Annotated in this window: 10 protein-coding genes; 6 read left to right on the top strand and 4 right to left on the bottom strand. The window is 59.6% G+C overall.

Annotated elements, in window-relative coordinates; translation table 11 throughout:
- Window positions 1-29: 29 nt before the first annotated feature.
- The 3 genes from Q4E11_RS02410 to Q4E11_RS02400 are packed head-to-tail and all read right to left on the bottom strand — an operon-like array spanning window position 30 to window position 3,087.
- Window positions 30-749 (bottom strand): LUD domain-containing protein, encoded by a 720-nt coding sequence (locus tag Q4E11_RS02410; RefSeq protein WP_303163304.1) that lies wholly within the window; start codon window positions 747-749, stop codon window positions 30-32.
- Window positions 750-751: 2 nt separating this feature from the next.
- Window positions 752-2,299, bottom strand: coding sequence for a LutB/LldF family L-lactate oxidation iron-sulfur protein (locus tag Q4E11_RS02405; protein ID WP_303163303.1), 1,548 nt, complete (start codon window positions 2,297-2,299; stop codon window positions 752-754).
- The gene (locus Q4E11_RS02400; RefSeq protein ID WP_303163301.1) at window positions 2,299-3,087 is read right to left on the bottom strand and encodes a (Fe-S)-binding protein; all 789 of its coding nucleotides are present in this window, start codon (window positions 3,085-3,087) and stop codon (window positions 2,299-2,301) included. The genes Q4E11_RS02405 and Q4E11_RS02400 overlap by 1 nt, the downstream gene beginning before the upstream one ends.
- Window positions 3,088-3,298: 211 nt before the next feature.
- Here Q4E11_RS02400 and argS point away from each other — a divergent pair, with 211 nt between their 5' ends.
- The 4 genes from argS to thrB all read left to right on the top strand — a co-directional run bounded on the left by argS (window position 3,299) and on the right by thrB (window position 8,692).
- Entirely contained in the window at window positions 3,299-4,951 is a 1,653-nt protein-coding gene (gene argS / locus Q4E11_RS02395; RefSeq protein ID WP_303163300.1) for an arginine--tRNA ligase, read from the top strand.
- A gap of 91 nt (window positions 4,952-5,042) precedes the next feature.
- Window positions 5,043-6,434, top strand: coding sequence for a diaminopimelate decarboxylase (gene lysA, locus Q4E11_RS02390; protein WP_303163488.1), 1,392 nt, complete (start codon window positions 5,043-5,045; stop codon window positions 6,432-6,434).
- Complete coding sequence (locus tag Q4E11_RS02385) at window positions 6,431-7,765, top strand: homoserine dehydrogenase (protein ID WP_303163298.1); 1,335 nt, start codon at window positions 6,431-6,433, stop codon at window positions 7,763-7,765. Before lysA ends, Q4E11_RS02385 begins: the two co-directional genes overlap by 4 nt.
- Complete coding sequence (thrB, locus tag Q4E11_RS02380) at window positions 7,766-8,692, top strand: homoserine kinase (protein ID WP_303163296.1); 927 nt, start codon at window positions 7,766-7,768, stop codon at window positions 8,690-8,692.
- Between the two features lie 34 nt (window positions 8,693-8,726).
- Here the strand turns inward: thrB and Q4E11_RS02375 are convergent, their stop codons facing one another.
- The gene (locus Q4E11_RS02375; RefSeq protein ID WP_303163294.1) at window positions 8,727-10,445 is read right to left on the bottom strand and encodes a long-chain fatty-acid--CoA ligase; all 1,719 of its coding nucleotides are present in this window, start codon (window positions 10,443-10,445) and stop codon (window positions 8,727-8,729) included.
- 158 nt (window positions 10,446-10,603) lie between these two features.
- Between Q4E11_RS02375 and Q4E11_RS02370 the strand changes: the two genes are divergently transcribed.
- Window positions 10,604-10,945, top strand: a complete 342-nt coding sequence (locus Q4E11_RS02370) for a hypothetical protein (protein ID WP_303163291.1) — start codon at window positions 10,604-10,606, stop codon at window positions 10,943-10,945.
- A gap of 49 nt (window positions 10,946-10,994) precedes the next feature.
- Window positions 10,995-12,983, top strand: coding sequence for a transcription termination factor Rho (gene rho, locus Q4E11_RS02365; protein WP_303163288.1), 1,989 nt, complete (start codon window positions 10,995-10,997; stop codon window positions 12,981-12,983).
- Window positions 12,984-13,022 lie beyond the last annotated feature (39 nt).

The raw sequence follows: 13,022 nt of genomic DNA, 5'->3' as shown, positions 1-13,022 counted from the left end.
ATAGCGACGGTCGTGGGGAGAATTCGCCGCTAGCCAGCAATAATCACAATCAAGGTACGAGGGCCGTGGACGCCCTCGACGCGGGAAAGCTCGATATCCGACGTTGCAGAAGGCCCGGAAATCATAGTGATCGGGGCCGTGGGGTCAGTCTCTCGCAAGCGGGAAATCGCCTCCGGAATGCCATAGACAATCGTCTCAGCTGGAACAACACAAATATGCTTGTCCGGTACCAAGGTCAGAGCGCGGCGCCCAGAAGTGGCCGAACCGTCTAGGAAAATGGTGCCGGTTTCCGCACAGGTGACTGCAGAGCTGGTGACAATAGCATCGAGCTCGTCCAACTCGCGCGCGTCAAAACCATTGTCCACGCGGATTTCGGTCGCGCCTTCACCGGCGACCTCGTCAGAGCCAAGCCCCGCAACCCAGGAGCGGTCCAGGCCCTCTGGAATACCGATCAGCGAGGCCCCGGCATCAGCAATAGCTTTCTTTACAGCTTCATTGATTTCAGTTGCCGAGCTGCCACAGCGGCGCACATCGGCTTTGTAATCGGCGATGCGTTCGTCGGCAAGCGAAACGATGTCCTTGTGAGGCAGCTGTGAACTGCGCTCATAGTCACGGGGGACGGTAAAGTGCGCGCCGGGCTCGCCGGTGATAATGCCGACGTCGGAGGCCAAATCACGGCCTTGAAAAGCAATCTTCTGCGCATTGCGGATGCGACCTAGGATGTCGTTCTTGGCTGCAGAATTGGTCATCACTAGGACTCCTTTTCGCTTCGACCATTGATGTTGGTGGGCACCTGATGGGCCGATTCGCGGGCCAGCTGCGCCGAGAGATCCTCAGAACCCCACAGGGAACGGAACGGCTTCTTCGGCGGCACGGGCGTATCGCGCGCATCGGACCACCCACTGAGGAATAGCGGCAGGGCGTGCATCTCGCCATCTTTCAGTCCCAGCACACGAGCCAGCGAAGCCATCTTCACCGTCATATTCCACAGCTTCTGGTTGCCCATGATGAACCCGAGTGTGGCAAAGAGCTTGCCCTCCACCGGCGGACGGTGCTCCGTGACCTTGCGATGCCGCAGCTCCAGCAGCGCAGCGGGGATATCAATCCGCACTGGGCACACCTCAAAACAGGCACCACACAGTGACGACGCATACGGCAGCGACGCATTCGGGTCATCGTAGGAATCCATACCGGTTAGCTGCGGGGACAAAATCGCACCAATCGGCCCCGGATAGACCGAGCCATAGGCGTGACCGCCGACATGCTCATAAACCGGACAGATATTCAGGCATGCTGAGCATCGAATGCATTTCAGCGCCTCGCGCCCAATCGGATCAGCCAGCGTCGCCGAGCGGCCATTATCCAGCAGCACAATATGGAAATTCTTCGGACCATCGCCGTTTGTGGTCCCCGTCCACAGGGAGGTGTAGGGGTTCATGCGCTCGCCTGTCGACGACCGCGGCAGCAACTGCAAGAAAACTTCCAAATCCTGGAAGGTGGGAATCAGTTTTTCAATACCCATCACTGAAATCAGTGTCTCCGGCAGTGTCAGACACATACGGCCGTTGCCCTCAGACTCGACGACAGCCACCGTGCCGGTTTCGGCCACACCGAAGTTGGCGCCGGAAATCGCGACCTTTGCCTCCATAAACTGTTGGCGCAAAAACTTGCGGGAGGCCTCAGCCAAATCGGCCGGATTGGCCTGCAAATTTGGGTCCACTCCAGGAATTCCGTTTAAGAAAATCTCCCGGATATCCTCACGATTGCGGTGAATAGCAGGAACGAGGATGTGACTCGGCATATCGTCGGCAAGCTGAACGATGAGCTCGGCGAGATCGGTCTCACGCGCGGTGATTCCCGCCCTGGCCAGCGCTTCGTTCAGGCCAATCTCCTGCGTCGCCATCGACTTGATCTTGACGACCTTCTCCTCGCCGGTCTCCTTGACCAGGTCAGTAATGATGCGGTTGGCCTCGGCAGCATCGCGCGCCCAGTGCACATGCCCACCGGCGGCCGTGACAGCCTCCTCGAACTGCTCTAACAGCTCCGGCAACCGCGCCATGACATCGCGCTTGATATGGCTGCCCGCCAAGCGAAGCTGTTCCCAGTCATTCTTCTCCGCGACCACCTTCGCGCGCTTTGCGCGAATGCTGTGTGTGGCATGGCCGACGTTTTCGCGCATGCGAGTATTTCGTAGCTCATTGTGGGCAGCGGCGGTAAAACCGCGTTCCCCACGCAGATGTCCAACCCCGTACGGTGCGCGTGGGGGAAGGGCTGGCATGCCGACGTTAATTGCGACCATTACTTCTCACCTCGCAGTGGAACTTCCTGGCGATTGTGCAGGTTGAAAGGGGCATCCTTAGTGGAGGCCAGAATCTCCGCCAAGTGGATGGCGTGGACTCCGGCGTTCTGGCGGCGCAGGGCTCCGCCGATGTTGAGCAGGCACGAGGCATCGCCAGCGGTGACAAACTCTGCCTCTGTCGAGCGAATATTGGCCGTTTTATCAGCGACCATTGCAGCTGAAGTCTCAGCGTTTTTCACCGAGAAAGTGCCGCCGAAACCGCAGCACTCCGCTGCGCCGGGCAGCTCGCGCAGATCAATGCCCTCGACAGCGCTCAGCAACTTCCAGGGGCGGTCACCGACCTTGAGCACGCGCAAGCTGTGGCAGGTGGAGTGGTAGGTCACCGAGTGTGGGAAGTAGGCGCCGACATCCGTGACGCCTGCGATGTCAACAATGAATTCGGAGATGTCAAGCGTCTTGCCCGCGCAGGCCTGCGCCGCATGCGTCTGCGACCGTGTGCCGTAGCGAGCCGCAATCATCGGGTGCTGATGGCGAACCGCGCCAGCGCAAGAGCCAGAGGGCGCGACCACGTACTCAATCGAAGGATCTGCGAAGGCATCCGCGTAATTATCCAGTTGGGGCAGGATTTCCTTCTGATACCCAGTGTTCACATGCATCTGGCCACAACAGGTTTGCTGCGGTGGGAAGACGACTTGGCAGCCAAGACGGGTGAGAATTCTGGCTGTCGCAGCGACGGCATCCGGAAACATGGTGTCGCCGATGCAGGTTGCAAATAGAGCTACCTTCACGGTGCCTCCAAAACAATTGTGGAAAGGAGCGGTTTTCCTACCCAAATGGTACCCCCAAACGCGGATTGAGCTGGATCGTAAAAGCGGCGCGAGGGCAGTGGCAGTACAGCGGCACTGCGGACGCGCAGGGGAGGTACGTTGGGGAGGTGAACCCCAAGCTTTTGGTAGCTGATGTGTCGAAGAGCTCGCCTACCTAATAGGATAGGCAATCGTGAATCCTGCTGATCTTGCTGTACTAGTCCGAAAAGTCACCATCGATGTGCTGACTTCCCACGATGCCGATGTTTCTATCGTGCCGGAGAACCCGACCGTGGAGCGTCCGCGTAACCCTGAACACGGCGACTACGCAACCAATATCGCCATGCAGCTGGGCAAGCGCGTTGGCATGGTGCCGCGCGACTTGGCAACCGAAATCGCCACCGCGCTCGGTGCCGCCGACGGTATCGACGAGGCAACGATTGCAGGCCCGGGCTTCATTAACATCCGTCTGGCTTCCGACGCGCAGGGCAAGATTGTTGCCGAGGTGCTGGAAGCAGGTGCCAAGTGGGGCCACGCTGACTTCAACTCCGACCTCAATGTGAACCTGGAGTTCGTCTCTGCCAACCCAACTGGCCCAATTCACCTGGGTGGTACCCGCTGGGCTGCTGTCGGTGATGCGCTGGGTCGCGTTTTGACGGCAACTGGTGCCAAGGTCACCCGTGAGTACTACTTCAACGATCACGGCCGTCAGATTGACCGCTTCTCCAACTCGTTGGTCGCCGCAGCAAAGGGCGAGCCGACTCCGGAGGATGGCTACGGCGGAGACTACATCCAGGACATCGCCGCTGCCGTGATGGAGAAGAACCCGCAGGCACTCGAGGGTTCCGAGGATGAGGTCCGCGAGAACTTCCGCGCCATCGGTGTGGACATGATGTTCGACCACATCAAGAAGTCCCTGCACGAGTTCGGCACCGACTTCGATGTCTACTTCCACGAAAACTCCCTGTTCGAGTCCGGTGAAGTCGAAGCGGCCGTCAACTACCTGAAGGAAAACGGCAAGCTCTACGAATCCGAGGGCGCCTGGTGGCTGAAGTCCACCGACTACGGTGATGACAAGGACCGCGTGGTCATTAAGTCCAACGGTGACGCCGCCTACATCGCCGGCGACATCGCCTACGTCAAGAACAAGTTCGACCGTGGCCACAACCTGTGCATCTACATGCTCGGTGCCGATCACCACGGCTATATCGCACGTCTGCGCGCCGCTGCAGCCGCCCTTGGCTACAACGCCGATGGCGTCGAGGTGCTGATTGGTCAGATGGTCAATTTGCTTCGCGACGGCAAGGCTGTCCGGATGTCCAAGCGTGCGGGTACCGTAGTGACCTTGGACGACTTGGTTGAGGCCATTGGTGTCGATGCCGCTCGTTACTCTCTGATTCGTTCGTCGGTTGATTCGAGCCTGGACATCGATCTCGGACTGTGGGCCTCGCAGTCCAGCGACAACCCGGTCTACTACGTCCAGTACGGTCACGCCCGTCTGTGCTCCATCGGCCGTCGCGCCGAGGAAGCCGGAGTTATTAGCCAGGGCGCTGACTTCTCCCTGCTGGTCGAGGACCGCGAAGGTGAGCTCATCCGCACCATTGGTGAGTTCCCAGCCGTTATCAAGTCGGCAGCCGACCTGCGTGAACCGCATCGTATTGCTCGCTACGCCGAGCAGCTGGCCGGTGTTTTCCACCGCTTCTACGACACCTGCCAGATTCTGCCGAAGGCCGATGAGGAGCCGACCAATCTGCACCGCGCCCGCCTGGGCCTGGCGGAGGCAACCCGCCAGACGCTGGCCAATGCGCTGGAGCTGCTCGGTGTTACGGCTCCGGAGCGCATGTAGTAACAAGCGCTTGTAGAACACCCCACCTGCGCGGCGTGCCGCGCACAAGAAAGAGAGCTGTTTCGTGCCTATTCTCGGCAATGGTTTTGAAATGGGCGGGTACTCCCGCCCAGATGCCACCGAATTCAATGAACTGCCAGCACACGTCTGGCCGACAACTGCCCGCCGTCGCGGTGACGGCGAAGAGCGCCCGGGATCCGTTGAAATCGGCGGCGTTTCGCTGGCGGATATTGCCGAGGAATTTGGCACCCCAGTTTTCGTTGTCGACGAAGAGGATTTCCGCTCTCGCTGTCGCGCTATGGCAGCGGCATTCCGCGGTGCGGAAAATGTTCACTATGCCTCCAAGGCTTTCCTGTCCAAGACCATTGCCCGCTGGGTAATGGAGGAGGGGTTGCACCTCGATGTCGCCTCCGGCAACGAGATGGCGGTGGCGCTGGCAGCTGGTTTCCCAGCCAAGGACATGACCTTCCACGGCAATAACAAGTCCACGGCTGAGCTACGCGATGCCATCGATGCAGGTGTCGGCAAGATTGTGCTGGATTCCTTCTCGGAGCTGCGCCGTCTGTCCGAGGTCGCTGCGGAAGCTGGTGTTGTCCAGGATGTCTTGGTGCGCGTCAAGCCGGGTGTGGAGGCACATACCCACGAGTTCATCGCGACGGCTCACGAAGACCAAAAGTTCGGATTCTCCCTGGCATCGGGCTCGGCGCTGAAAGCCGCCGATGCAGTGGAAGCCGACGAGAACTTGCGCCTGATTGGTCTGCACTGCCACATCGGTTCCCAGATTGTCGATGCCGATGGCTTCATCCTCGCGGCAGAGCGTGTCTTTGGCCTGGTTGAGCAGCTGGTAGAGCGCCACGGAACGGAGATTTCTGAGCACTTCAGCACCCTCGACCTCGGTGGCGGCTTCGGCATTGCCTACACGGCGGGGGAGCAACCATTGGAGGTTGCACCGCTGGCAGATGAGATTCTCGCTGCCGTCGAAAAGCTGGCGCGTCGTATCGGAATTCCCACGCCGACCGTTGCCGTCGAGCCGGGTCGCGCGATTGTCGGGCCGTCGATGGTCACGGTGTATGAGGTGGGCACACTGAAGGACGTCACCGTCGATGATGGTGTCACCAGGCGCTACATCTCGGTTGATGGCGGAATGAGTGACAATATCCGCCCAGCGCTCTACAGCTCTGTCTATGATGGTCGCGTTGTCAATCGGTCTGTTTCTGGTTCCAGGATTCCGACTCGTGTCGTCGGCAAGCACTGCGAATCCGGAGACATTCTGATCAATGACGCGCAGTACCCGGACGACATTGCCGAGGGTGATCTGTTCGCCCTGGCCGCAACTGGTGCATACTGTTACGCAATGGCTAGTCGCTACAACATGCTGACCCGCCCACCGGTGGTGTCGGTCCGCGATGGCCGTGTAACTCAAATGTTGAGACGAGAAACCGTACAAGACCTACTAAGCCTGGAGTGTGAAACGCCACAATGACAGCCGCAACGAATAATCCTGGAAAGGGCGAGGGCCAGAAGGTTGGCGTCGCGATTTTAGGTCTTGGCACCGTCGGCACTCAGGTCTACCGCCTGCTCAATGAGAAGGCCGAGGACTTCGAACGCCGCATTGGCGGTCCGGTCGAGGTCGTAGGCATTGCCGTTAGTGACAAGTCCAAGCCGCGCCCGAACGTGGATCAAGACCTCATCACTGATGACGCGTTTACGCTGGTTCAGCGCGATGATGTCGACCTGGTCGTCGAGGTTATCGGCGGTATCGATTACCCACGCCGCGTTGTGCTGGAGGCTCTGCGCGCCGGCAAGTCCGTGGTCACCGCGAATAAGGCACTCGTCGCAGCACACGGCGCTGAGCTTTCCGACGCTGCCGATTCTTCCGGTGTTGACCTGTTCTTCGAAGCAGCCGTCGCTGCCGCAATTCCAGTTGTTGGCCCGCTGCGCCGCTCACTGGCCGGTGACACAGTCAACAAGGTCATGGGCATTGTCAACGGCACCACCAACTTCATCCTCGACGCAATGGATTCCACCGGCGCGGACTACGAGGAGATGCTGGCAGAGGCCACTCGCCTGGGCTACGCCGAGGCTGACCCGACTGCCGATGTCGAGGGCCACGATGCCGCATCCAAGGCAGCCATCCTGGCAGGTCTGGCATTCCACACTCGCGTGACCGCGGACGATGTCTACTGCGAGGGCATCACCAAGATCACCGCTGATGACATTGCGGCTGCTAAGAGCGCAGATTGCACCATTAAGCTGCTGGCTACCTGTGAGCGCGTCAAGGACGAAAACGGCAAGGAAGCTATCTCCGCCCGCGTCTACCCTGCACTGATTCCGCGCCGTCACCCGCTGGCAACTGTGCGCGAGTCTTTCAACGCTGTGTTCATTGAGGCTGAGGCCGCAGGTCGCCTGATGTTCTACGGCAACGGCGCCGGCGGAAACCCGACTGCTTCGGCAGTGCTCGGTGACCTGGTCGCAGCTGCTCGCAACATTGTCCACGGCGGTCGCGCACCGGGAGATTCCACCTACGCCAACCTGCCGATCCTGGACTTCGGTGAGGTTCGCACTCGCTACCACATCGATCTGCACGTTGATGATCGCGTTGGGGTGCTGGCAGACGTCGCGCGCACCTTCGCTGATCACAACATCTCCCTGCGCACCGTGCGCCAGGAAGAGGGCGAAAACGGCGCGCGCCTGGTCATCGTCACCCACAAGGCCCTGGAGAAGGACCTCGAGGCCACCGTTGATGAGCTGCGCGCTAACGACGCCGTGCTGGAGATCAACAACGTCATTCGTATCGAGGGAATGGATATCTAAATGGCTCAGGAACTTTTCCCAGGCCAAAAGGTGAAGGTCACCGTCGCAGGTTCGTCTGCGAACTTGGGCCCTGGCTTCGACACGCTCGGACTGGCCGTTGCACTCTACGACATCGTCGAGGTGGAGGTCATTGAGTCCGGTGTCGTTGTGGAAATCCACGGCGAGGGCGAAGTAGACCTGCCACGCAACGAGTCCCACCTGGTTATCCGCGCCATCCGTGCTGGTCTGCGCGCCGCAGGCGTCGAGGCCCCGGGGCTGAAGGTCGTGTGCCACAACACCATTCCGCAGTCCCGCGGTCTGGGGTCGTCCGCCGCAGCTGCTGTTGCAGGCGTTGCTGCCGCCAACGGTCTGGCGGGCTTTCCGCTTACCGACGAGCAGGTTATTCAGGAATCCTCCGTCTTTGAGGGCCACCCCGACAACGCCGCTGCATCTGTCCTCGGTGGGGCAGTGGTGAGCTGGACTGACAAGCCGGTCGACGGCCGCACCGCACCGCAGTACCACGCGGTGGGCATCCCGGTGCACAAGGACATTCGCGCCACCGCACTCGTGCCGGCGTTCCACGCCTCCACCAATGCCGTGCGCCAGGTGCTGCCGAGCGACGTTTCGCATGTCGACGCTCGCTTTAATGTCTCCCGCACTGCGGTCATGACCGCCGCATTGCAGTCTCACCCAGAGCTGCTGTGGGAAGGCACCCGCGATCGTCTCCACCAGCCGTACCGCTCCGATGTACTGCCGGTGACTGCTGAGTGGGTTAACCGCTTGCGCAACCGTGGTTATGCAGCTTTCCTCTCGGGTGCTGGCCCGACCTGTATGGTGCTGGGTACCACCGCTGTCGATGACAAAATCCTCGACGATGCTCGCGAAGCTGGCATCAAGGTTATGGAGCTGGGCATCGGCGAGCCGGTCAAGGTTGAGGTCGAGGGCTAGCGGCTAAAGCGCTGGTCCCGCCCCTGGTGGGAGGTTATTTTTCGCCGGGCCCCTTCAACTTAATGATGTCGAATTTGCCTGCGCTCAAGTACGAGCGCAGGTCTTTTTTGTCGAACTTGCCCACGGACGTCTTATCGATGGAGTCCACAAAGGCCCAGTACTCCGGCAGCATCCACTTTGGCAGCTTGGGGCGCAGCTGATCGCGCAGCTGCTCTGCAGTTTCCTTGGTCGGTTCGATGCCGGGCAACAGAACGGTAACCGCTAGCGGGCGTTCACCCCACTTCTTATCCGGCATGCCGATAATCGCGCACTCGAGTACGCCGGTGTTCTCCATGACAAAGTTCTCCAGCTGAGCTGAGTAAATCCACTCACCACCAGAGCGAATGACATCACGAGCGCGGTCCTGAATGGTCAGGTAACCGTCGTGAGTAATGGAGCCGACATCGCCCGTGCGCAGCCAGCCGTCATCAGTGAACTGCTCGTTGGCATCGGTGACCTCATTACCGCGGAAGAACTCCGCGGTGCCACCGGACTCCTCGGCGGGTGAGTGGTAGTAGCTCGAGGTCACTGTGTTGCCACGGACTTGGAGCTCACCCTGATTGCGGTCGTGCAAATCCAACACGCGATCATTGTCGTCGACAATGCGGAACTGCATGATGTCGGGGAAGCGCCCCTGGCTGGCGCGATAGCGTTCACGGGCCTCACCGGAGGCGCCGTACGGAGGCCGTGCCACAGTGCCGATAGGCGAGGTCTCCGTCATGCCCCAGAAATGAATGACATCCACACCGTAGCGTTCCTCCCACAGACGAATGAGTGCCGGTGGAACAGGAGAACCACCTGCGAAAATCTCCTGCAGGCTCATGCGCTTTGGCGGGTGATTCAAGTAGTGCGCCATGAGGTTAATCCACAGTGTCGGCACGCCTTGGCCGACACGCGGCATCGAGGTCTCAATGATTTCCGCAAGCCTTGGCGCGGACAAATCCGGACCGGGGAAAATCAGCGATGCGCCGCACATGAAGGATGCCAGCGGCACGCCCCAGGACAGCACGTGATAAATCGGTACACAGCACAACCAGGGATTACCGTGCGAGATGGCAAAGGAATCGGTGGTGCGCATATTCAGACTGTGCAAGTACAGCGACCGATGGCTGTAGACCACGCCCTTTGGTGCCCCTTCGGTGCCGGTGGAGTAGCACATGGCAGCGCCGGATTCCTCATCCAATTCTGGCCAGTCATAACGGCTGGGGCGACCGTCGAGAAGCGCTTCGTAGGAGTACCACGCCATGCCCTCTGGCAGGCGCTCAGCCACCTTCGTCAAATCCTCAATACCGATGAAAATGATGGCACGCACGCCGGGGCAGTGCGGTAGAACCTCCGCCAAAAGCTCGATTTCGCTGGGATCTACGATAATGACCTGGTCATCGGCATGGTTGATAATGTGCACAATCTGGTCTGGCATCAGCTGCTTATTCAGCGGTTGAAAGACCGCCCCCATGGATGCCACGCCCAAGAACGTTTCCAAATGCTCCGCGCAGTTATACATAAGCGTGCCAATGCGCTGGTCACTGTCGATGCCGAGCTCGTCGTGAAGCGCATGGGCAAGCGCACTCGCGCGGGCGGCAATGGAAGCGAACGTTGTGGTTTCGGGGCCATCGGCATTCCATGACGTCACCGGAGTGCGGCCGTGAATCTTGCGACCGTACTCAACAATTTGAGCGACGTTGAGTGGAATGTGGGGCATCGTACTGCGCATAGGTTCTACAGTACCGACTTCGAACACTGTGACCTAGATATCCGGTGGCTATCTGACGGGCTGGTGTTGCTACCTGACTATTAGGTGACTATTCTTTATCTCTAGGTCGTTTTCAATCGGCGGTTCATTGCATCGACGCTATGGGGGATTTCCCATAAGTGCACCCGCAAATCACAGTGACCGCGAAAGAGCTCCAGCTTGCCGGTGATGGCGAATCTGAAGCATTGAAAACACGTTTATGCAGTATTGCGGCTGGTTTTTGTGTCGGGATGCTGTGGGCCTACTTTTTCCTTACAGTCTGGACTCGAAAGATGCTCGAGTCTCAAGATGCGGAATTTTGCAGGCAGGAAGCCTCATATAGCAGTAGTCGTGAGACCTTTTTGCCTGGCTTTTTCGATAATTTCCTGTCATATACCCGCGCATTTTCCGGCGCAGAAATGAAATTGGCGGCGGTGTACACGCGGGTCGGCGGGGAAATGAGTGCGAAAAAGTGTCAATGACATACCCCCTGCAAAATTGACTTCAGGGAACGTCGATGAAAGGACATCCGTGACCGATACGGACACCACTGCCAAGGCAGGCGGCCCAGAAAATCTTGCGGCCCTCCGAATGGCAGAATTGCGTGAAATCGCTTCGAGTAAGGGCATCCGTGGCATCTCCGCTATGCGCAAGCATGAGCTGATTGAAGCCATTAAGAATGGTGCTCCTGCAGCCGGTTCCGCTCCCGCGCGCAAAACTCGCGCGCGCAAGGCCGCCGAGCCGAAGGGGGATGCCGACAGCACCGCAAAGGATGCCAAGGATTCGACGTCGCAAAGCGCAAAGCGCAATGATCAGGGCGACGCGAGCGACAAGTCCGCCGAGGCGTCCAATGATAAGGCCAAGAACAAGGGCTCCGATAAGGGCTCGGATAAGCCTGACGACGGCAAGCCGGAGGGGCGCGAGGAAATGTCCCGCTCGCAGCAGCGCCGAAACCGTCGAAACCGCGCTCGACAGCGCGAGCAGGAGAATAACGAGCACCGAGATAATCGCGACCGCGATAACCGGGACGACTCTGATAACCGTGATAACCGCGACAACCGAGATAACCGCGACGATCACAAGGATCGCGACGACCGCGATAATCGCAACAACCGCAACAATGATCGCGGCGATCGTAATAACAAGAATGACCGCGACAATGACGATGATGGCCATGGCAATCGCAACCGCGGCGGCCGCAATCGTCGCAACAATGACCGCCACAATGATGGCGATAACCGCAATCGCCGAGGCCGCCGCAACCGTCGTGATCGCCGCGGCCGCGACAACCATGGTGGGGGACATGGTGGTCAGGACGAGATTCGCGAGGACGATGTCCTGCAGCCGGTTGCCGGTATCGTCGACCTGCTGGACAACAAGTCCGCTTTCGTCCGCACCTCCGGCTACCTGCCGGGCCCGAATGATGTCCTGGTAAGCGCACAGATGGTGCGCAAGTACGGCCTGCGCAAGGGCGATGCTATTACCGGCCAGGTGCGCATGCCGCGTGAAAACGGCTCTGGCCAGGTCACTCACGGCAACGGACGCAACCGCCGCAAGTACAATCCACTGGTCAAAGTCGAAAGCGTCAACGGCCTTGATCCGGAGCAGGCAAAGCAGCGCCGAGAGTTTTCCAAGCTCACGCCGTTGTACCCGAACCGCCGTCTGCGTCTTGAGACCGAGCAGAAGATTCTCACCACTCGCGTCATCGATCTGATTATGCCGATTGGTAAGGGCCAGCGTGCGTTGATTGTCTCGCCGCCGAAGGCCGGTAAGACCACGATCCTGCAGAACATCGCCAACGCTATTGCGACGAACAACCCCGAGTGCTACATGATGGTCGTGCTTGTCGACGAGCGCCCGGAGGAAGTCACCGACATGCAGCGCAGTGTCCGTGGCGAGGTTATTGCCTCCACCTTCGACCGCCCGCCGTCAGATCACACCGCAGTGGCCGAGCTGGCAATTGAGCGTGCGAAGCGCTTGGTCGAGCAGGGCCAAGACGTTGTTGTCCTGCTGGACTCGATTACTCGTCTGGGCCGTGCGTACAACAACTCTTCGCCGGCATCGGGCCGAATCCTCTCCGGTGGTGTGGACTCCAACGCGCTCTACCCGCCGAAGCGCTTCCTGGGTGCTGCCCGCAACATTGAAGAGGGCGGCAGCCTGACCATCATCGCCACTGCGATGGTGGAGACCGGCTCTGCTGGCGACACCGTGATCTTCGAGGAGTTCAAGGGCACCGGTAACGCGGAGCTGAAGCTCGACCGTAAGATTTCCGAGCGCCGCGTCTTCCCGGCAGTTGACGTCAACCCGTCGGGTACCCGCAAGGATGAGTTGCTACTGGCACCGGACGAGGCCCGCGTGATGCACAAGCTGCGTCGCATCCTGTCCGCACTGGAGTCGCAGGCTGCAATTGATCTGCTGATTAAGCAGCTGAAGAAGACCCGTAATAACCAGGGATTCCTGATGCAGGTCGCGTCATCTGCGCCGATGGCCGCCGATGTTGATGTGGACGACATGCTCTAGCTGGGGTTAGCCAACGTCCAAGCGCAAAAGCTAAGTCCA

The organism is Corynebacterium sp., from assembly GCF_030532195.1.
Lineage (GTDB): Bacteria > Actinomycetota > Actinomycetes > Mycobacteriales > Mycobacteriaceae > Corynebacterium.
Note: the sequence above shows the minus strand (reverse complement) of the source record. Positions and strands in the feature narration are given on the sequence as shown.